This is a genomic window from Bradyrhizobium archetypum (assembly GCF_013114835.1).
GTDB lineage: Bacteria > Pseudomonadota > Alphaproteobacteria > Rhizobiales > Xanthobacteraceae > Bradyrhizobium > Bradyrhizobium archetypum.
This window is the reverse complement of the sequence record NZ_JAAVLW010000001.1, coordinates 110,038-129,860: the sequence shown is the minus strand read 5'-3', so window position 1 is coordinate 129,860 and position 19,823 is coordinate 110,038. Positions and strand designations below refer to the sequence as shown.

Sequence of the window (19,823 nt, the reverse complement as noted above, 5' to 3'; positions counted from 1 at the left end):
AGCGGTCGGAGGCGACACAGTTCGTGACCTGTACAAGATAAGTCGTGGCTGCGCTGCATTCGCAACTACGCTGTTGTTGCACTGAGGTTTACCTATCGCCGACCAATATCGCTCTGCGCCGAAGCGGCAATCTCGAAGACGCCATGCTGCTCATCCTCACTCATCACGGTTGCGAGGCAGTAACGTTCCGTTTTCCGTCAACCAACTGAATGGCTCGAGGCGGATGAGGCGTCTCTAATGCGCCAAGACTTCTACTCCGCGGACGAGGCGGTCAGCAAATTTGAGCCTAAGAAATCGGTGCTCGTTCAACTTGCCTGCTTGTCGATTTACCAAAAGAAGACAAGTGCCAACGCAGCGAAGTCGAAAAGGCCCGCTCTGATTGGGATGGCTTGGTACTCGAACGGACGATTTACCGCGATTGAAACGTCCATAGACTGAATTAAGGGCAGCTGCTGAGCTTGAAGAAGTCGATTGATACCGCAAATGCTAAGGCGCACGGGGAGACAGCGGTGCCCGACGCTCTGTGTTGTCGAGCAGGGCTCTTAAGAGTGCACCAGCCGGCATCGGACGCGCCGACCGCCCTTGGATTGCCGAAGGCGAATGTGCGGTGCATTCGCCGCCAGACTAGGGCAAGCGCAAACGCTCGCCCTGTCGTTGCGCGCTCCACAACGCTCTAGCTATTGCCAACTGGAGGTCGGCCGTGCGCGGCGTGTTAGCGTACTTGTCCCGCCGGCTTTTGAACTCACCGCGAACTCCTTGGTCGGTGAGCGCGGCGAGTCACCATGGCTCTTCCGCCCCATCATGGCCTGAATTTATTCTCGCCAGTTCGACCCGATGGCGTTCCAGTTAGGTGGTTCTTGCCCGAGAATGTTGCGAACGAAGAAGTCCAGGAGCTTGAGCTTGCTGTAACTGCTTGGTGCTACGTGATCTGCGCCGGGCACCACAAGCCAGTCGAAGTATTTTCCCGCCCTAATGAGCCGGTCTGCAAGCTGGAGAGTAGAGGACGGATCGACAATGCGGTCCGTTTCGCTCGCAATGAGCAGCAGCTTACCTTGCAATCTGAAAGCATTGTCGACGGCGGAGGATTGAGAATATTCGATGCCAACTGGCCAGCCCATCCACTGTTCGCTCCACCAGATCTGGTCCATCCGGTTGTCATAGGAGCCATTGCTCGCGACCGCTACCTTGTAGAAATCAGGATGGAAGAGCAGCGCACTCATAGCGTTCTGCCCGCCGGCGGACCCGCCAAAAATGCCAAGGTTCGAGATATCGTACCAGGGATACTTCGCACTCGCCGCCTTGTGCCACAGGATTCTATCGGGAAGGCCGCCGTCCTTCAAGTTTTTCCAAGCAACGTCGTGGAACGCGCGAGAGCGGTTGTTCGTACCCATTCCATCGATCTGAACGACAATAAACCCGAGCTGCGTGAGAGGCTCGACGAAGGCCGAGAAGGACTTGGGAACGGAAGACCTAGTCGGGCCGGCGTAAATGTGCTCCACAACCGGATATCTCTTGTTTGGATCGAAGTTGACCGGCAGGTGAATGATACCCCATATATCGGTTTCACCGTCCCGCCCCTTGGCATGGAAGCTGAGTGGCGGCTGCCAGCCGGCGGCGACGAGTTCGGAGATCTCGGCGCTCTCGACCTGCATCAGCTCGGCATTATCGCTGGCTCGGTACAGCATCAAGCGGGGCGGGGCATCGATGCGTGACCAGAGGTCGACATAGTAGCGGCCGTCAGGCGAGAACTCGATGTGATGATTGGCCAGCTCAGGCGTGAGCGCGGTCAGTCCCTTCCCGTCGAAGTCGATGCGGTAGGCGTGGACGAAATACGGGTCCTCCGCTGGGTTCATCCCGCTCGCGCCAAACCAGATCTGGCGCTTGACCGGATCGACGTAATAGACCGTGCGGACCACCCAATCTCCTCTGGTGATCTGATTTTTGAGTTCGCCGGTCCGGCCATTGAAAAGGTAGAGGTGCTCGTATCCATCGCGCTCGGACGCCCAGATGATCTCCTTTCCGTCGTCAACATCGTAGCGGAAGGTCTTTCCAGTACGCGGCTGATTCACCAGTGGCTGGTAGTCGACAAAGGTGTGGCTGACCTCATCAATCAAAGAGCGCACCTGGCCGGTGGTGGCGTCCACCTCGACAACACGATAGAGCTGATGTGCGCGCTGATTAAATTCGAAGGTAAAGCCGCGGCCATCCTTCCACCACAGGATCGGCGAAAGACTGTAGGGATTTGGGAACGAAGCATTGTCGACCGCGATCTGGCGCCGGCTGACGATGTCAAACAGCACCGGCTGGTGCAGTGCCAAGGTATCACCCGCCTTCGGATACGTCATCGTCCAATGTTTCGGTTGAAGCTGGTCCCTCGGTGATGATTCGAGGTAATGGACCTGCCGTTTGTGCCCTGGACGGATGCGGTAACCCGCGAGGTGACGCGAGTCTGGAGACCATTTCAGCGTCGACAAAGCATAGTAGTTGGATTCAGATCCGTCCCAGGTCAATGGGATGTTTCGAGAGCCATCCTTGCTGCGCAGGAACAAGTTGTAGTTCTTAGAATAGGCCAGCCATTTGCCGTCAGGCGAGACGCTTGTCTTCTCTCGATTATTTTCCGCGGGTGGCGTGCGGTCATACCTGTACTGATAGGCTTGGGGTGGCATGGTATTGCTTGTGCACGCATCGCTTACAAGGTCGCAGCTCCACCGGGTATTCTCGATGTTGAAGGTGATCCTGCCAGCATCTTTGGCCATCTTGAAACCGGCGAAGGGCAGATTGTCGGCCTTATAGTCCTTGTGGCTTGCCCTGTTCAGCGCGGCCGCGAGGCGGGTGTGATCAAAAGCCGGCTGTTTTGTGCCCGTGGCAGCATTCACGAGAATGAACTGATGCTTGCCTTTAGTTGTTTGCCGATAGACGAAAGACTCACCATCTGCGAGCCAGAATGGCACGTCGGGGACATTGGTAGTGAGCTTTGCATATTGATCGCCGATCGTCATCGCTCGCTTGTAATCGGAGAGCTGCAGCTGATTTGCAGTGTTGTCCGTCGGACCCGCGGCAGCGGACGCCTGCTGAACCAATAGAACAAGCGTCAAAACGCCGAACTTGTACATGAACGATTACCTCTCCTGTTGGTTTAGGATGAAACACAAGTGTTGACTTCCCGAATGTTGTGCAGCTGCGGCTAGCGTCTGCTGCAGATACCGCACCGGATTTCTGGGCGTAGAGCGCCGTGAACGCTGCTTTCAACTCCGTAACGCTCGTGGTGTGCAGAATGGATGCCAACGGGGCGCGATGCGCATCCCCGTGTTTCTCGATTACGATGTCATCTAGGCGACAAGAACGTTGAATGTTGAACCAAGCCGCGCGTCTAAGATCAAACACGAAACCCCATGCCAGTTATAGATTGCTGTCGACACGAGATCGACCATGCTCGCGTCTACGCCACTTGACTCGTTGTTGATATCGCCCAGCTTGTTCTACCAAGCACGCTCGCCTTCAGGCTGGGATCGTCAAGGATGAGAAAGGCGGCGATGGGAAATGGACCTCGTCGAAACAACCAGCATTTCGCCGTGCGGCGTGCGTAGGCCTTGGTGTAGAAATGCGGGCATCCGGCCTTCAGAGCTGAAGTTCTAAAATGATAGCGATCGCCTCGACCGCAATGTATTCGTGCCATTCGGAGAAGCGCGCCGCTGGCGAAAAGTCCTCAATGGTGATCACGCTGTTTGAGACGACTGACAGGACCCGCCGTATTTCGCTTCTACACGCCCTTGCGCGGGCTTGTACGGGACAGACCTCGAACTTTCAGGCCCAGGCTCATCGAGCTGCTCATGAAGCATTGCGAAGCTGCCACTAGCCGCGCGGCAGACGAGCACGTTCGTCGATCAATCAATGCCTACCCTTAAATTCGCTACCCTCCGGTATTGAGGCCGCTGGCACGAGAGCTGAACTTCTGAAATAAGTTGTGACAGATCAAGGCACGATTAAACCTGAGCCAGAGCAGGAGGCCATGGTTTGTCCCTGGTGGGCTGATCAGCCGTTCGCCTGACCGCCATCTCCGCTAGAGCCGTCCGTCTCGTGTTTACGAATGAATTCCCTATATTGCGCTGGGTCAACGGTCTTCAGACGGTTCAGCGCGCGCTCAGCTTCGAGATCGGCGGCTTGGCGGTGACGGTTCTTGATCTTATTCACCGCATCTACCATGCGTTCGAGCTGCCTCATTGGCGTTGTCTTTCCGGGTTTGTCCGCGAACCTCTCTGCCTGCCCGAGTGCTGACCATGAATGCCTACTCGGTCGGCGTCCTCCTTATCATGGAGAGAGAAACGGCCCGTTGATCTTTTCTATGTGGATCCGCGGCGGTCCCTCCGCAGGCTCGACGGCGCGAGCGAGCTTCGTCAGCGCCTGCATGCGGCGTTCCTAATCTTCCGCGTAATGGCGGCCAATGGCAAAGTTCAGATGGCTATTCTGTCCCCCTTGTCGGAGATTGCACCCTCGACCGAGGGCTGGTTGAGCGCTGCAAGTTGATCGTAGCGGATATCCTGGGCGGTACGTGGAGCGTTGCGGCATTTTAGCGAAGCTTCAACTCTGCTGGGGAACGGAATCAGTGTCGTCCTCCAGGTACTTCAGCATGTTGTTGCAGGCGTCCTCGGCCTCAGCGAAGCTTTGGAGGGGCGTGCCGAGAACCCTGATCGCGCCACGGCCCTGGTGAAGCGGACGCCACGACGCGACGTAGCCCAACCTTCCGCGAAAGCTAGGACCGGCGGGGCTCTGGAAGCTGATCACGAACGAATAGTGGTCGCTGCTTGCGCTCCATATGTCCATGTCTTCGACGGCACGATGGAATTGCAGGGGCATCACGGTCCATTCGCTGGGCCAGCCCGAGAACCAAACTGCTGCGGGCCTACGCCGGGCAGGGTCAATACATCGCAGCTCTCGCCGGCAAATTGCGTTGCGTGGTCAACCCATGCCATCCCTTTCTTATAGCCAGGGCCGGAAGTAGGAGCATTGACGTCAAGCTTCGGCGTACATTGTAACAATCGAACTCCACGAACTGCTAGATTGTATGTCTGAGGGGAAGGCCGGAGGCCTATGGCCTGCGAGGCCACTTCGCCTCCACATTGCAGAAGTTAATATGGATGTCTTGCGGACGGCGCCTTGCGGTAAATCAATCTGGCTTGAGGCGATGACTTAAGAGCTGGGCAAACCCGATCTAAGACCGTACACAGCACTCTGGTGACAACGCCGAATGCGGTGCCGGCATCCCGGTCGACGCCCATCAATGACTGCTCTGCGCTGGGGGACATTTCGCCGCCGCCAATCTCATCGAAGATGCCCGCCGCTTGCCCCTAGAACATAGCTATGCATCTTGGATTAAGTGAGGTCGAGGAGCGGGGCCGTTAAGCGACAAGTGTACGGCGGTCCAATGAACATCAGCGCGTTTGGCGGCCGAGGTCATCGAGCCGGCTCGCGAAGCGGGTGCTGCCGGACGGGTGGCCAGGCGGTCGCGAAAAGGGCACAGTGGAAATCAATGGTGGCCTTCTAGCGCAGAGGGTCAGAGAGCACTGCAGCGGCACTAGCGGGCTGATGTCAATTCGTCATTCGACCGACAGAGCTTTGGCAAAGAAGTCAAGTCCTCCCCTCGAGTTGGGCCAGTCGATGAAGATCCGATACCTGAGATAGCAACACGCTACCACACGAATTAGATACATATAGTCTTGCATGATAGGAGAGAGCTGGCCCTGAAAGTGGAGTTGCTGCTTGACGGCAGGCAAGATTGTCCCGCGAATCAGGAAAGACGATGAGCAGGAGCGAGCCGGCACCACGCACCGGCATTCAAGGCTAAGGTAGCGTTAGCCCTGATCAAAGGCGGGATGAAGCTGACCCAGCTGATTTCGACGTGCACCCGAACCAGATCACGCGATGGAAGTCCAGCTTCAGGAAGTGGAGCCCAGGTAGTTGGTGCTGACATTGGCAACAGAACGAGCGCACGCGCGATGGACGTGGAGACGCTGCACGCCAAAATCGGGCAGCTGAGACTGGAGAACGATTTTTCAGGAAGGCGCGCTCAGCGAAGCCCGGCTGCTAAGCGTAAAGCGATGGTTGACGGTGGGCACCACCTGCCGATCACGAAACACAGGGAAGTTTTGAAGATCAGCCGTAGCAGTGTCTATTATCTATCGTCCGTGGAGTAGGGTGCCAGTCGCGGTCTAGCACTAAGAAACGCTTGATCTACTATACGCGCGCGAACGCGGACCTGCTTGTGACTTAGTTCGCCGCCGGATCGATGAGCACACACCCGTACTTGATCATCGTTTCGACCTCTGCGCGAAAAGCCTGGCGCGAGGCGTCGCGTGAATAGAACATGTGGCCGCCCGGATAGACCACGAGTTTGATCCGCGGCGCCGAGGCAAAGGGCGGCAACTGATCGAGCGCAAGCTTGGAGCCGAAATAGGGCGTGACAAGATCGAATAGGCCGTGTCCGACCAGCACGTTCATCTTCGGGTCCGTCGCAAGGATCTGGCGCAGCTCCGACAGCGATTCCGGGGGGGTGCCGTTGCCGAAATTCCAATCCGGCCTCACCGCGCGGTTGAGCAGTTCATAGGAGCCGTCCGGGCGCCAGTTGAGCTTGCGCGTCAGGACATCGACGGCGGCACTCGCCAGCGGCGCCGCCAGCGCATCGCCCGAGGGATCGCCGAAGCGGTGGCCATCGGAGTCCGGATAGGGATCGAGGCCGCGTGCCGAGGCGTCATAACCGCCGGTCACCTTGCCGCTCTTGCGATCGAACTCTCGGCGGAATTCGCTGATGCCAAAGCGCCCGGCAAGCCGTCGGCTTACGGCCTGGTCGATGCCGGTCAAGGCGGCGACCTTGTCGGCGAGACGGTTGGTGGCCTCCTTGTCTGCCTCGCCCTTGATGAGGTCGGCCAAGAATTCGCCACGCGCGTAAGCTTCGACGTCGGTGAAATCCGCGCGTTTGACTGCTCCCCTGCCTTCGCCCTTGGCTTCGCGGGCTACCGCGACATAGCTCGGCAGCGTCGCGACATATCGCAGAAGGCTCGTGTCTCTAGACTCGCGGTAGTCGAACAGCGGCGAGACCAGGATCAGGCCCTTCACGCCGACGCCCTGCTGCATCTGCAGATTGCGCACGACCTTCGGTCCGCGAATGCCGCCATAGCTTTCGCCCGCGACATATTTCGGCGAGGAGAGCCGCTCATGCTTTTCGAGCCAGCGGCGGATCACAAGCGCGATCGAACTGGCATCGCCATCGACCGAATAGAACCGCTTGCGCACATTCTCCCCCGTCGCCACGAAACGGCTATAGCCGGTGCTGACGGGATCGATGAACACGAGGTCGGTAAAATCGAGCCAGGTCTCGGCGTTGGGCCTGACCTCCGGCGAAGCCGACGGCGTGACGGTCTCCGCATCGATCGGCAGCCGCCAGGGCCCGGCACTGCCGAACTGCAGCCAAGCCGAGGATGAGCCGGGGCCGCCATTGAAGAGGAACGTCACCGGACGGGTGGCGCGATCTGTGCCGTCGAGCTGATAGGAGGTGTAGGCGATGTCGGCCTGCGGCTCGCCCTTGTCGTCGAACACGCGGATCGAGCCCGCAGTCGCGATGAAACGAAGCGTCCGCCCGGGCAGCTCCAGCGTCTGTTTGGTGGTGGAATCCGGCGGCAGGCGACGCTGCTCGGCGGACGCTGGGGAACTCGGCGTGCTGCCGCTGCGCACGCCGGGCCCGCCCTTCTGGCCGGCCTGCATCGTGGCGTCGGGGCGCGGCGGCGGGTCGTCGGCCCGGGCGCTGCCCATTACGGCGCAGGCAAATAGGGCTAGCGCATGAGAGGTGCGGCGCAGCGCGGTCAAATCAAACAGCATGGAGTTTCTCCCGGTCCGGCCGCACTTTGCGCGCACGAGGCGTGTCTGCCAAAAACGGCTCTACTCACTTAGCTGATAGTCGGGGAACAACGAACCTACTAAGTTCGGTAGCATTCGCTATGCCGGGTCCTTCCTGTCGGCGGCAGAAACCTGCCTGGATCCCTCCCGCCGGATGATCTTCGACGTGAGTTGGGCGAGGAGTTCGGTCGTGCTTTCCGTGCTGCTGACGGGCACCAATTCCTGTGCCCCCCGCGAGTGGCATGTCAATCAGCACTGGAACGAATCCTACGGGATCCAAAAGGTCCACGCCCAAAACATAATCCTCAGCACAAGGCACAGGAGGCGCTCGCAGAGCATGCCAGCTCAGGCGACCCTAGCGTCCAAGTCGTTGATCGCGGTCTGTATCGTTCCGCATCAAACGCGAAAGGTGGGGCATATGGTGGCCGATGCCGGCGGCGAGCGACGATTTGGCGTTTCCCTTGGCGATCTCGACATAAACCTTCGTATCGTTCCGTCGTACCTTTTGGACGCTCGACGATTACCTGCGTTCAATTGAGCTGCCGATGGCGATCGTCCTAGGCTGCATCCTGCCCTCCTTGGGCGTTTCCTCCCTAGACTTCGGGCCGCTTGTGGCAACGCAGGCGGCCCGTTTTATGCCCGCTGAATCGCACGCTCCCGCTGGCTCGGAAACAGGTGGGTATGAGCGTCACCATCGACACCAAGCTGGCCGAACGTCTTACGGCCAAAGCTTGATGAGCTGGATAAGTGATAGACCCCATCACGTCCGGTAATCTCAAAGATTGGGGCCAGTATCGGCGCAAGGGGGTGCCGAAAGGCTCCCCGCCAACGCCCGCACGATGGAAGACATCCTGAAAGAGTAGGAGGAGAGGGAAGGGATGGTACGCGTTTCGACGATGGAACGGCACTCGAAGTCGGAGGACCAGAAGGCCGAGCTGTTGAGGTCTATCGCGATCTGTGCAGCATCGAGCTGCTGAACAACAAAGGTCTTGGCCGGCATCTACATCGAGCCGAGAAGACCAAGGGGGGCTCATCCTGTCGACCGGCGCGATCAAGGAATCGGTCTGGCACGGCACCGTCGACCTGGTGCTCAAGAAGGGCGAGACCGCCTTCAAGGATGAGCCGGAGACCGGCACCTATTTCCACGGCTAGACCTTAGGGTCGGTGATTGGGTTGTATCCCGGTCCGGCGATGCCCGCCGCGTCCGGATCAATGGCGTGGGTTGCCGCATGGTCGAGGACACGTTGCTCGACATTGTGGTCGACAACCCCGACGTGATCACACACCGCTGATAGTGATACCCTTCGGGCGCACTGAACGAGAGCTCCCGTTTGTCAGCTTTGAGACCAATGTCCCGCGACGTGACGCCGCACACACACAAAGTTCGAAGCGACTGTAGATCCTCCAATTTTCAAAATCGGCACGCCGCTTGCTTCATTCGGGGCACCATCACCGGCGGGCGGTGCTGTAGGGGCGGACTCGGCACTTTCTCTGTGCTGTCCAGCCGCTCCGCCAATTTGCTGTGAGGCGACATGAAACAGCATGTTCGATCGGCTGCAACTGCGGTCGCAGCCGCTCACGCTACGCCGTTGTGTCCTTTGCGTGTCAGAACACGAAACTACCAACTTGTGCTCATGGGTTTCCCGACGATGTGCGTCGATCGCCTGGCCGCCCGGCTCGCTACGCGCCTTGCATTTTTGTCGCCGGCTTCGGCATTGCGGCCTTGGTGCCGCTGGTGCCGTTCGCGCGGGGGCGGTTGGCGGTCGATGATGGAGTTCTCGGTTTTCTGCTGCTCTGCCTGGGCGTCGGCTTGGTCGTCTCGATGCTTTTCAGCGATTTGCTGTGCGCGCGCTACGGCAGCAAGCCGATCATCCTGATCGGCGGCTTCGGAATTGCGCTCATCCTGCCGTGGCTCGCGGTTGCCAGTACGCCTCTCGAGCTTGAGGCCGCGCTGGTTGCCTTCGGCGCCTCGCTCGGCTCGATCGATGTCCCTGAGAATGTCAATGCGGTCGAATTGGAACGTGCAGCGAAGCGTCCGCTGATGTTCGGCTTTCACGCGAAATTCAGCATCGGCGAATTTGCCGGCTTCGACAGCGATGACCGCATTGGCTGGCTGCACGTTGGGGCTTCTTCATCACCCTAATTCGCTCGAACTTATGGCGATCGCGATGACGCTGACCTGGCCGCGGAGCAGGCATCGCTGTTCGTCATGCCGCATCGGTCCATTCCCGCAGGTAGTGCAGGCGATAAGGAATCTTAATGACGACACTGCGGTCGTCGCTGACGCCCCAGTTCTAGGCGCCCGCATATCGAGCATTTCATCTGGCTCGCGCGCCTGGTTTGAGGCGGCGCCAGCTGAATCGCTTCGCGGCGCGCATCGCCGGATTCCGAATTGGCTCTAATCCGCCATAGAAGAGCGTGCCACAAATTCTGGGTGTCTCTCGATAACGGACCCAGTAACTTTGGAGTCACGTACACGGCGCGCAGGTGCGAGCGTTTGCGAAGCGTCTCTATGGAATAATGGCCGTCGGTTGATGCATGTCAATGCGACAGACCGCAGCGCACGAATAGAAGCAAGAGTTGCCGACGACCAAGGATAGATCCGATGATCGATTTCGCTGTCCGTCGCGATTTGCCAACTGCGGCGCTGCTCGCGTGGCGGCCGCGGACCCGAATGCAAAACGCGGAGATTTTAAAGACCGGCGGGATCAACTGCGGTCTCAACGATGAGGCTGAATGGTACACCTGCGAGAAAAATTCGGCGCATCGCGCGGTCATTTCGGATACCTGTTCATGATGCAGCCTTGTAGTCTGTTAGTCGCTGAATTGGGCGCACGATTCGATGCTGGCGGCGGCGTCGGGCGCTGCGACGAGCAGCGAACATTCATGTGGCCGCGCTTTGAATGAGACCGCGACGTGTCCGACGACGGAGACTAGCAGATCGCCTGATGAGCTTTGCCGAGCCTGCCGATGCAACAGGCGAAGCGAGCGCCGCATGAGTTCATTTTTTCAGCGGCAGCTTGCCGATTATGTTCAGTATCATCGCGCCCCCTGGAATTGCGCCATGCATGTCTTCGGCATCGTGTTCCTGTTCCTGGCTGCCGTTCTTCCGCTCAGCCGATGGCCGATCGCAGCGTTCGGGATCCAAACCAGTGTGGCGGCCATCGCTACCATACCGGTGCTCATCTATTGGTTCCTGCTCGACTTCGCGCTTGGAGCCGCGATCCTTGGGGCTGCGATCGTATTGCTTTCAGCTGCCGCCATTATCGTGGCTCAGGCAAATACTGTCGGAATGTGGTCGCTTACCGCTGTCCTGATTGTGATTGGCAGTGCATCGCAGGTTATTGGGCACCAGGTGTTCGAACGTCGCCGACCGGCACTGGTCGACAATCCGATCCATCTGTTGCTCGGACCGATGTTCGTAATGGCGAAATTGTTTATCGTGCTCGGATTTCGGCGCGATCTCGCCATCATCATCGACGAGCGTCAGCAAGGCCCTTTGAGTTCGTCGTGAACCGATGTATGCAACATTGCCGAAGGTCTTATCGTTGCCGTGAGACGCGGACGGGCTGGACATCGCTTCATGCTCAGCGGCGAAGCGATCCCGCTGAAACAGGTTCTCGAACTCTTGTCGGCGATCAGAGGCCGCCGCGCTCGGCGGCTTGAGGTGGCCGGCCGAGTTGCCGAGATTGGGCGCTGCAGTGCTGGAATTTATCGCCGATCACGTGACGCGCCGATCTCATTCCGATAAGGCCGAGGGGGTTCGTATCATATTGCGTACGGAGGTTTATCGAGCAGAAAGGCAGGCCGATGCGCGCATTTCTCCACCGCAGAGTGCTGTGCTAGTTGGGACACCTCGCAGAAGGGAATAGGACGCCTATCAGAACGCCTGCAACAGCACAGCACGCAGCAGTTTCTCCGGCGGGATCAACGGCCGCCCAATCGGCGAATGGAGCGCGGCAAGCTCGCGCTAAAGCGCCGACAGCGCCTCGCTCACGATGGATGATCGCAGCGGTGATCTCTCGGCGCCCGCGGCTCCAGGTCAACGTAGCTGAACAGCTCGCCGGTGCGATTGTCGCCGCCGCGCATGCACGATCTCCGTATCTCATCGAAGGCAATGAATCCCGCTCGCCGGTCGGCGGCGAGCGCCTTTTTCAAAACCTGCTAGACTGGTTCCTCGACACAGAGGTCTTGACTGGTTGGTTTGGCATTTCCAAGAGGGATAGCTGCTCAGGAGCGACCAGCATTTCGTTGCTGCGCGCGAGCCGGGTTGCCGCGTCATGAGACCTGCTCGTTCCAGGGGCAAGACCACTGGTGGACCCCGAAGTGCCGTTGAGTCTCCCAAATGTACAAGCGTGTAGAGCCCTGACCGCCTTCAGCGAGCTGTGGTCCTCGGGCCCGTCAAGAATGGGGAGCGGAGGAAACTTCGTTCCTTCCCTCTCGGTGGAACTACGCGCTCTGCAGCTCACCCGCTGGAGCCGTGTCCCCCGGTTCCCTCGCGCGAGCATCGCTCGAGATCATCTTGCATGCTCCGCCCAACCAGCGACAGCACGGGCCCATGATCGAATCCGGCACATCTTGCGCCATCGGCGTTGATCAGCGGGCGCCTGATCAGGTGCGGATCACTCAGCATCAGCGCGAGTGCGCTCGCCGCGTCGCTCATGTCGGGATCGATTTCGCCTGACTTGATGCGCCGCGCGGCGCAGTTGAACCAGGATGCGACCGGCGTATTGCCGAAGAAGCGGCGCAGTTCCTCCGCACGCCACGGCTCCTTCAAGATATCCTTGGCAATCACGTGGTGGCCCGCGGCCTTCGCCTGCATCCGGCGCTCGTTGGTGGCGCAGCCGGGTTTGTGATAGAAAATGATCGTCGCCATGGCGCGTGCCTATTTGAGGACGCTGAGCTGCACGATCGGCGTGACGCCGCCGCGTTCGAGAATGGTATCGATCTTCTTGCGAATGACTTCCAAGGTCAGCGGCTTGACCAGAACGCCGTGTGCGCCGGCTTTGATGGTTTCGACCGAGTTGGCCTCGTCGGATTTGTCGCAGATGATCAGCATCTGAGCGTCGGGAACATGGGCCGCCAATTCGCCGATCAGCTGCGGCCCCCTTGCTTAAAATAAGAGGCTCCGAGCAACGCCACATGCAGTTTTAACAATCGATGCCGCTGGCAAAGGCCTCTTTTGGGGGTTGCAAGCTCGTGCGTCTCGATCTCGTCATGCAGCATGAATTGCAAAGCCGCGCGGGCGATCTCGTCATCGTCGACCACGAACACCCGTCGCTGGTCCACTGCTTTCGACGTTTCGACACCAATCTGCACTGTTGCTCTCCTGAAAATTCGCTCCGACAAAGCGGCTTGCAAGAGCGTTAGCAATTTCCGTTCCGTGCATGAATGCATTAAATGGCCCGCGCAAAGCCGGCGTTTTCCCATTTGATGCTAGCGATCCTTGTCCGGCTTCTGACAGCGGCACGAATCCTGTCACGTTCAAAACACCTGGTTTCATCCACCGGCTCGCGAATTTCTCCAAGTGTAATCAGAAACTTAAAGAGCGTGGACAGGGTTGGCACGGCGGTTGCTATCAGGATGCAGCAACACTGAGTGAGGGCTGAGTGCACGCAGACGCGCAAGACGAGCGCTGCTCTCCTTCCCTTGAACCCGTGTGCCTCGTTTCTGAGAGAGAAACAAGCTCGCGCGCGAGTCAGCGCGCAATCTTTGGCAAATTGGTTGATGGAGAGCAACATGGCTTCACTGAGACAAATCGCGTTCTACGGCAAGGGCGGCATCGGCAAGTCGACCACCTCGCAGAACACGCTGGCGGCGCTGGCCGAGATGGGCCACAAGATCCTAATCGTTGGCTGCGATCCCAAGGCCGACTCGACCCGCCTGATCCTGCACGCCAAGGCGCAGGACACGATTCTGAGCTTGGCGGCGAATGCCGGCAGCGTCGAGGACCTAGAAATCGAGGATGTGATGAAGATCGGCTATCAGGACATCCGCTGCGTCGAGTCGGGTGGTCCGGAGCCGGGCGTCGGCTGCGCCGGCCGCGGCGTCATCACCTCGATCAACTTCCTGGAAGAGAACGGCGCCTATGAGAACATTGACTACGTCTCCTACGATGTGCTCGGCGACGTCGTCTGCGGCGGTTTTGCGATGCCGATCCGCGAGAATAAGGCGCAGGAGATCTACATCGTTATGTCTGGCGAGATGATGGCAATGTATGCCGCCAACAACATTTCCAAGGGCATTCTGAAATATGCCAACTCTGGCGGCGTGCGGCTCGGCGGCCTGATCTGCAACGAGCGGCAGACCGACAAGGAACTGGAACTGGCGGAGGCGCTGGCCAAGAAGCTCGGCACCCAGCTGATCTATTTCGTGCCGCGCGACAACGTCGTGCAGCATGCGGAGCTGCGCCGCATGACCGTGCTGGAGTATGCGCCAGAATCCCAGCAGGCCGATCACTATCGCAATCTCGCGACCAAGATCCACAACAATGGCGGCAAGGGCATCATCCCGACCCCGATCTCCATGGATGAGCTCGAGGACATGCTGATGGAGCACGGCATCATGAAGCCGGTTGACGAGACCATCATCGGCAAGACCGCAGCCGAACTCGCAGCCGAGTAAAGGACACGCCGACGGAGGCCGGCCTTCCCAATGCTCAATAAGAAGGTCGGCGCTCCGGCGTAAGATGTAGTGACCAGCATCACGACGCAGCGGAGCATACGTGATCACTGTGGAAAGGTCAGCAATCCATGTCCGAAGCGCAATTCTTTCCGCTTATGGCCGCCAGAGCGACTGAAGCGAACGATGAGCGGCATAGGGGAATTGCGACCTACCGCCTGCTCACTGGGGCGGACCCAGCAGATGCTGACATAAACAGTGACAGCAATTTCGATCGCCACGTGCTGGCTTCTATTCTGGCGGCCGCCACGATGGATGGTGGTCTGGTGTCAGAGAAGGTCGGTCTGTCCAGCCATGAGCTGGCCGCGTTGCTGGAGCAGTACTTCCCGTCGATCCGGATAAACGCCGAGGAGTTGCTTTTGCGTGTCAAGCGCAATGAGAGCGAGGAGACGGCAATGCTGCGTGATCTCCTGCTCGCACAACGCTCGACCGAAGGGGACATCGGCAACTGGCTAGCTGCGATGATCGCGCGTCGCGCGATCGAGCCAAATCACTTGTGGGAAGATCTCGGTTTGCGCGGTCGTGGCGAACTATCCCGGCTGCTAGGCCGCCATTTCGCGCCGCTGGCCGCGCGCAATACCAATAATATGCGATGGAAGCGCTTCTTTTATCGCACGCTGTGCGAGGACGACGGCCTTGTCATGTGCACGACGCCGGTGTGCACGCAATGCAACGACTTCAACCTCTGCTTCGGCGATGAAAGCGGCGAGAGCCGGATGGCCGAGCGTCGGCGCGACGTTCTGCTGCAGGCGGCTGTCCCGGTCGCCGCCGGCACCTGGCCGATGTGAGCGACATCGGATGGATCGGCCGTTGGCCAGACTTCCGGACGCCGGCGATCGCACGGACTTTGACGAGGTGCAGGTGGAACTGGCCTCTGCCCATCTCAGCGGGCGATCTCCCGACGCGGGCTGGAAGGATGTGTTGCTCAAGGCCGGGCTGCGACCGACGCGCCGGCGCCTGATCTTAAGCGAGCTGTTGTTTGCCAGGGGCGCCCGGCATGTCACCGCAGAGATGCTATTTGCCGAGGCGCGCGAGACCGGGTTTCCGATCTCACCGTCTACCGTCTACAACAGTTTGAACCAGCTCACGCAAGCCGGCCTGTTGCGCCGGATTTGTCTTGATGGGTCTCGATCGTTATACGACACTAACACCTCGCCGCATCCGCATTATTATCTGCACGGCGAGGATATCCTGCTCGATATTCCCGATGCGGATCTCCTGCTTGTGAATGTGCCCGAGCCGCTGCCAGGCCACGAAGTCTCCTGCGTCGATCTGATCATCCATCTGAGCCGCAAGCGGAGTTGATGCCATACCATCGCGCCGTGAGGTAAGCCGAAGCGTCGACTTTGCGAGGCTGTCGCGTTTGCGACAATCCGGCTGTGCCGAAAACTGCGCGCTTGTTCAATAGCTTGGGAGGTGGTGCCGGCGTGGCATGCGGGTTGCTGAAGCCTTGCTTTGCCAAGAACAAGGAGCCTCACATGATCGCCGCCACCTCTGCCAAACCGTTATGGTCAGAGAGGGCATGGGGAAGTCCAATCGTGCTCAACGACACGACGCTGCGCGACGGCGAACAAGCGCCTGGCGTTGCCTTCACCTCTGATGAAAAGGTGGCGATCGCGCAGGCCCTGGCGCGGGCCGGCGTCCTCGAGATCGAAGTGGGCACGCCTGCCATGGGCAGCGAGGAAATCGCGGCTATCCGCGCCGTGGTCGAGGCCGGTCTCCCGCTCACCAGCATCGGCTGGTGCCGGATGCGTGAAGTCGACGTCGATGCGGCAATCGAGGCCAAGGTGTCGATGGTCAACGTCTCGATTCCGGCCTCTGACGTGCAGATTGCCGCCAAGCTTGGCGGTGACCGCGAACTGGCGCTGGAGAAGGTGAGACGGGTGGTCAGTTATGCCCGCGAGCGGGGAGTTGAGGTTGCCGTCGGCGGCGAGGACTCGTCTCGCGCAGATGTCGATTTTCTCATCACGCTGATCGCCACCGCAAAAGCCGCGGGCGCACGGCGCTTTCGTATTGCCGATACGCTCAGCGTGCTTGATCCCGACTCCACCTATGCGCTGATCGCTCGTTTGCGCGCGACCACCGATCTCGAGCTCGAATTTCACGGCCATGATGATCTCGGGCTCGCGACCGCCAATACGCTCGCCGCCATCAAGGCCGGCGCGAGCCATGCCTCGGTGACCGTCATCGGCCTCGGCGAGCGGGCCGGCAATGCGCCGCTGGAAGAAGTCGCGGTCGCGCTCAAACAGCTCTACGGGCGCGACACCGGCATCGTGCTGCCGGAGCTGGAGAACGTCGCCGCGGTGGTGGCAGCCGCGGCCACACGCACGATTCCTCTGAACAAGGCGATCGTCGGTGAGCATGTGTTCACCCATGAATCCGGCATTCATGTCCATGGCCTAATGAAGGATCAACGCACGTATCAGTCGCTCGACCCCCATTTGCTTGGTCGCTCCAACCGTATTGTGATCGGCAAGCATTCCGGGCTGTCGTCGATCACCGCGCTACTTAACGAATTGCAGCTCGCCGCCAGCGCCGAGGAGGCAAGACAGATCCTGTCGCGAGTGCGAAAACATGCGATCGAGCACAAGCGGCCGGTCGCGTGCGAGACGGTGGTGGCGATCTGGCGCGACGTCTGCGAGCGCTCGTTGACCAATGGTGCGTGAGGCGGCCGTGGTCCGGCATCATTACCGCCAATCACTTCGAAACCGCCGACCTGCCGCGGAAGCCCTCGCCGATCCGCGAAGACATAGCCTGGAGGCCATATGCATCGCCGCCTGCGAGAAGCTGCGTCGCAAGGTACGAGCCGGTGTCGGGTCCCGACCACAGGCCGGCGATCTAACCCAAAGGAGATAATTCGATGAGCAACACACAGGCGGCAGTCGGAATCCTGGATCGGCTCAACAAGGCCTCCTCGGCCGAAGATTTTTTTGCGCTGCTTGGGGTCGATTACGATCCGAAGATCGTCAATGTCGCGCGCCTGCATATCTTAAAGCGCATGGGACAATATCTCGCCAAGGAAGAATTCGAAGGTAGCGCGGAGGCCGAGGTAACGGCGCGGTGCAAGGCAGTGCTGGAGCAGGCTTATGCCGACTTCGTGGCGTCCTCGCCAATCGACCAGCGGGTGTTCAAGGTGTTGAAGGATGCGGTCGCGGAGCCCAAGAAACCGGCGGCGTTCGTGCTGTTAAGCTCGCTGAAATAGCCTCACATATCAGTTCAGATCTGCCCCAAGCCAAGTCGGTCCAGCGCGTTGTGCCATATTCCTCTTCATCCAGATCAACTCTGTACAGTAATGCGCGAAGCGGCGCTGTCGCATTCGCGACGTATGTCGGAATTGTAGGATCGGCGATGCTAACGGCCGGTCTTTATGACCTCTCTCAAGTCGTTGATTGCACGTCCAATTCTTGATTGTCCCCAACTGGTACGACACTTGCTGTTCTCCGGCCAAGTCCGCTCATTGGCGCCGACTACACAGGATGTTGCCGTCCGAGATGAGATTTGGAGCAAGACACCAATCATGTTGCCGTTACTGCTCGCCGTTCGCGCCGGCATCCTCTTATGGCTCACGCTCGTGTTAATGCCGTTCGAAGTTGCCCTTGACGCCATTGAGGCTGGGATTGACCGGGAGATGACCGCCAATGGGTAACTCGCGATCTACGCTAGTCTGGAGAAGATATGCAAAATATCGTTTGCACCAAGCAGGTTCCCAATTCAGAGGGGCGCCAAGGCGAGGCCGTGGACTAATTGCGTGACAAGTTCGGCGGCGAGATCACCGCGCTCACTATGGTCGATGCGGAGTGCTCCGCCGAACGCGGCGGCGCACAAGGCTGCTCTATCTGGTCAACCGTGGCAGAAGCAAACCAGCCAGATTTGCCGCGCCGTGGTGGCCGACGGCCGGCGCGCGGCGGTGGGGCCGGCTGTGAAGTGGAGCGCGCGGGAGGCCGCGTCGAGGCGTCTCGAAATGCCCGGCTCGCCGACCATCGTCAGCTTTTGCGCCGTCGCTACGCGCCGAGAAGGCGAGGCTGGTGGAAGCCGCCAAGCAGCCGACGGAGGTGCTGATGAAAGCCACTTGAAGGACCAACCCAAGCTGAAAGACCGATCTTGTGGCGCAGGCGCGCAGGTTCTAAGGGGAATTCAAACCTATGAGCAACATCACCAAAGCTCCCACGCCGGCCGCGGGCGGCCGCGCAGGAATCAAAAAAGAATTGCCCGAGCACTTTAAGGCCTACAAGCACATCTGGGTCTTCGTCGAGCAGGAGCGCGGCCAGGTGCATCCCGTCTCCTGGGAACTCATGGGTGCAGGCCGCAAGCTTGCCGACAAGCTGAAGGTTGATCTCGCCGCGGTCGTCATCGGCCCGGAGGCCGAGACTACACGCAAGGCCGCGCTCGAATCCTTCTGCTACGGCGCCGACTTAACCTATCTCGTGACCGAGAATGTGCTGTCGGAGTATCGAAACGAGTCCTACACCAAGGCGCTGACCGATCTCGTCAACACCTACAAGCCAGAGATCCTGCTGTTGGGCGCCACCACGCTGGGTCGCGATCTTGCAGGCTCGGTAGCCACCACACTACTGACGGGTCTCACCGCCGACTGCACAGAGCTCGACGTCGACGCGGATGGTTCGCTTGCCGCCACGCGTCCGACTTTTGGCGGATCGCTGCTTTGCACGATCTACACTTTGAATTACCGGCCGCAGATGGCAACCGTCCGCCCGCGCGTGATGCCGATGCCAGAGCGTGTCGAGCGCGATGCCGCCCGCATTATCATCCATCCGCTCCGCCTGCTCGAAGAAGACATCGTGACCAAGGTGCTGTCCTTTGTGCCAGACCGTGATTCGGCCAAATCCAATCTCGCCTATGCCGACGTCGTCGTCGCCGGCGGGCTGGGGTTGGGTTCGCCGGAGAGTTTCCAGCTGGTACGGCAGCTCGCCGCCGTGCTCGGCGCCGAATATGGCTGTTCGCGTCCGCTGGTACAAAAGGGCTGGGTCACCTCCGACCGGCAGATCGGGCAGACGGGAAAGACCATCCGGCCAAAGCTCTATATCGCCGCAGGCATTTCCGGCGCGATCCAGCATCGGGTCGGCGTGGAGGGCGCTGATCTGATCGTCGCCATCAATACCGATAAGAACGCGCCAATCTTTGATTTTGCCCACATCGGCGTCGTCAACGACGCTATGCACTTGTTACCGGCGCTGACGGCCGCATTTCGTGCACGGCTTTCGCCGCATTCGCGCGACCGGATCGCGAGCTAAGGA

General features: G+C 59.6%; 15 protein-coding genes and 3 pseudogenes. 10 read left to right on the top strand and 8 right to left on the bottom strand.

What is annotated here, in order from left to right:
* Positions 1 to 812: 812 nt before the first annotated feature.
* The 3 genes from HCN50_RS00525 to HCN50_RS00515 form a co-directional block, all read right to left on the bottom strand.
* Entirely contained in the window at positions 813 to 3,113 is a 2,301-nt protein-coding gene (locus HCN50_RS00525; RefSeq protein ID WP_171707695.1) for a S9 family peptidase, read from the bottom strand.
* Positions 3,114 to 4,032: 919 nt separating this feature from the next.
* Complete coding sequence (locus HCN50_RS00520) at positions 4,033 to 4,221, bottom strand: hypothetical protein (protein ID WP_171707694.1); 189 nt, start codon at positions 4,219 to 4,221, stop codon at positions 4,033 to 4,035.
* A gap of 357 nt (positions 4,222 to 4,578) precedes the next feature.
* On the bottom strand, positions 4,579 to 4,854 hold the full coding sequence (locus HCN50_RS00515) for a hypothetical protein (protein WP_171580781.1): 276 nt from the start codon (positions 4,852 to 4,854) through the stop codon (positions 4,579 to 4,581).
* Positions 4,855 to 5,855: 1,001 nt separating this feature from the next.
* On the opposite strand from HCN50_RS00515, the pseudogene HCN50_RS33275 reads away from it, so the two are divergent.
* Positions 5,856 to 6,176 (top strand): annotated as a pseudogene (locus HCN50_RS33275) (transposase); the annotation flags it as partial.
* Positions 6,177 to 6,264: 88 nt separating this feature from the next.
* Here HCN50_RS33275 and HCN50_RS00510 read toward each other — a convergent pair.
* A complete protein-coding gene (locus tag HCN50_RS00510; RefSeq protein ID WP_171707693.1) occupies positions 6,265 to 7,869 on the bottom strand; it encodes a S10 family peptidase in 1,605 nt (534 codons plus the stop codon).
* Between the two features lie 793 nt (positions 7,870 to 8,662).
* Positions 8,663 to 8,887, bottom strand: a complete 225-nt coding sequence (locus HCN50_RS33030; RefSeq protein WP_210264732.1) for a hypothetical protein — start codon at positions 8,885 to 8,887, stop codon at positions 8,663 to 8,665.
* 723 nt (positions 8,888 to 9,610) lie between these two features.
* On the opposite strand from HCN50_RS33030, the gene HCN50_RS00500 reads away from it, so the two are divergent.
* From HCN50_RS00500 to HCN50_RS00490, 3 genes are all read left to right on the top strand, one after another.
* Entirely contained in the window at positions 9,611 to 10,030 is a 420-nt protein-coding gene (locus HCN50_RS00500; RefSeq protein ID WP_210264731.1) for an MFS transporter, read from the top strand.
* Between the two features lie 462 nt (positions 10,031 to 10,492).
* The gene (locus HCN50_RS00495; protein WP_171580784.1) at positions 10,493 to 10,684 is read left to right on the top strand and encodes a hypothetical protein; all 192 of its coding nucleotides are present in this window, start codon (positions 10,493 to 10,495) and stop codon (positions 10,682 to 10,684) included.
* Between the two features lie 198 nt (positions 10,685 to 10,882).
* Positions 10,883 to 11,401, top strand: coding sequence for an Mpo1 family 2-hydroxy fatty acid dioxygenase (locus HCN50_RS00490; protein WP_171708389.1), 519 nt, complete (start codon positions 10,883 to 10,885; stop codon positions 11,399 to 11,401).
* 369 nt (positions 11,402 to 11,770) lie between these two features.
* Here the strand turns inward: HCN50_RS00490 and HCN50_RS00485 are convergent.
* The 3 genes and pseudogenes from HCN50_RS00485 to HCN50_RS00475 all read right to left on the bottom strand — a co-directional run.
* Positions 11,771 to 11,976 (bottom strand): annotated as a pseudogene (locus HCN50_RS00485) (transposase); the annotation flags it as partial.
* 376 nt (positions 11,977 to 12,352) lie between these two features.
* Complete coding sequence (locus HCN50_RS00480) at positions 12,353 to 12,763, bottom strand: ArsC/Spx/MgsR family protein (RefSeq protein ID WP_171707692.1); 411 nt, start codon at positions 12,761 to 12,763, stop codon at positions 12,353 to 12,355.
* Positions 12,764 to 12,772: 9 nt separating this feature from the next.
* Positions 12,773 to 13,206 (bottom strand): annotated as a pseudogene (locus HCN50_RS00475) (response regulator).
* A 420-nt stretch (positions 13,207 to 13,626) separates the two neighbouring features.
* Between HCN50_RS00475 and nifH the strand changes: the two are divergent.
* The 6 genes from nifH to HCN50_RS00445 all read left to right on the top strand — a co-directional run bounded on the left by nifH (position 13,627) and on the right by HCN50_RS00445 (position 19,820).
* A complete protein-coding gene (gene nifH / locus HCN50_RS00470) occupies positions 13,627 to 14,511 on the top strand; it encodes a nitrogenase iron protein (protein ID WP_171707691.1) in 885 nt (294 codons plus the stop codon).
* A gap of 128 nt (positions 14,512 to 14,639) precedes the next feature.
* Complete coding sequence (locus HCN50_RS00465; RefSeq protein ID WP_171707690.1) at positions 14,640 to 15,356, top strand: nitrogen fixation protein NifQ; 717 nt, start codon at positions 14,640 to 14,642, stop codon at positions 15,354 to 15,356.
* A gap of 22 nt (positions 15,357 to 15,378) precedes the next feature.
* Positions 15,379 to 15,873: a Fur family transcriptional regulator Irr gene (irr, locus tag HCN50_RS00460; RefSeq protein WP_235976675.1), complete on the top strand. Its 495-nt coding sequence runs from the start codon at positions 15,379 to 15,381 to the stop codon at positions 15,871 to 15,873.
* 173 nt (positions 15,874 to 16,046) lie between these two features.
* A complete protein-coding gene (nifV, locus tag HCN50_RS00455; protein WP_171707688.1) occupies positions 16,047 to 17,234 on the top strand; it encodes a homocitrate synthase in 1,188 nt (395 codons plus the stop codon).
* Positions 17,235 to 17,428: 194 nt separating this feature from the next.
* Positions 17,429 to 17,770: a nitrogenase stabilizing/protective protein NifW gene (gene nifW / locus HCN50_RS00450; protein WP_171707687.1), complete on the top strand. Its 342-nt coding sequence runs from the start codon at positions 17,429 to 17,431 to the stop codon at positions 17,768 to 17,770.
* Positions 17,771 to 18,710: 940 nt separating this feature from the next.
* A complete protein-coding gene (locus HCN50_RS00445; protein ID WP_171707686.1) occupies positions 18,711 to 19,820 on the top strand; it encodes an electron transfer flavoprotein subunit alpha/FixB family protein in 1,110 nt (369 codons plus the stop codon).
* Positions 19,821 to 19,823 lie beyond the last annotated feature (3 nt).

What these genes read in the sequence shown, in the direction of transcription:
- HCN50_RS00445 (WP_171707686.1), top strand. Translation starts at nt 18,711, where the DNA reads ATGAGCAACATCACCAAAGCTCCCACGCCGGCCGCGGGCGGCCGCGCA.
- nifW (WP_171707687.1), top strand. Translation starts at nt 17,429, where the DNA reads ATGAGCAACACACAGGCGGCAGTCGGAATCCTGGATCGGCTCAACAAG.
- HCN50_RS00510 (WP_171707693.1), bottom strand. Translation starts at nt 7,869, where the DNA reads ATGCTGTTTGATTTGACCGCGCTGCGCCGCACCTCTCATGCGCTAGCC.
- HCN50_RS00495 (WP_171580784.1), top strand. Translation starts at nt 10,493, where the DNA reads ATGATCGATTTCGCTGTCCGTCGCGATTTGCCAACTGCGGCGCTGCTC.
- HCN50_RS00465 (WP_171707690.1), top strand. Translation starts at nt 14,640, where the DNA reads ATGTCCGAAGCGCAATTCTTTCCGCTTATGGCCGCCAGAGCGACTGAA.
- HCN50_RS00515 (WP_171580781.1), bottom strand. Translation starts at nt 4,854, where the DNA reads ATGCCCCTGCAATTCCATCGTGCCGTCGAAGACATGGACATATGGAGC.
- HCN50_RS00480 (WP_171707692.1), bottom strand. Translation starts at nt 12,763, where the DNA reads ATGGCGACGATCATTTTCTATCACAAACCCGGCTGCGCCACCAACGAG.
- HCN50_RS00490 (WP_171708389.1), top strand. Translation starts at nt 10,883, where the DNA reads ATGAGTTCATTTTTTCAGCGGCAGCTTGCCGATTATGTTCAGTATCAT.
- HCN50_RS00520 (WP_171707694.1), bottom strand. Translation starts at nt 4,221, where the DNA reads ATGAGGCAGCTCGAACGCATGGTAGATGCGGTGAATAAGATCAAGAAC.
- HCN50_RS33030 (WP_210264732.1), bottom strand. Translation starts at nt 8,887, where the DNA reads ATGCCGGCCAAGACCTTTGTTGTTCAGCAGCTCGATGCTGCACAGATC.
- nifH (WP_171707691.1), top strand. Translation starts at nt 13,627, where the DNA reads ATGGCTTCACTGAGACAAATCGCGTTCTACGGCAAGGGCGGCATCGGC.
- HCN50_RS00525 (WP_171707695.1), bottom strand. Translation starts at nt 3,113, where the DNA reads ATGTACAAGTTCGGCGTTTTGACGCTTGTTCTATTGGTTCAGCAGGCG.
- nifV (WP_171707688.1), top strand. Translation starts at nt 16,047, where the DNA reads ATGATCGCCGCCACCTCTGCCAAACCGTTATGGTCAGAGAGGGCATGG.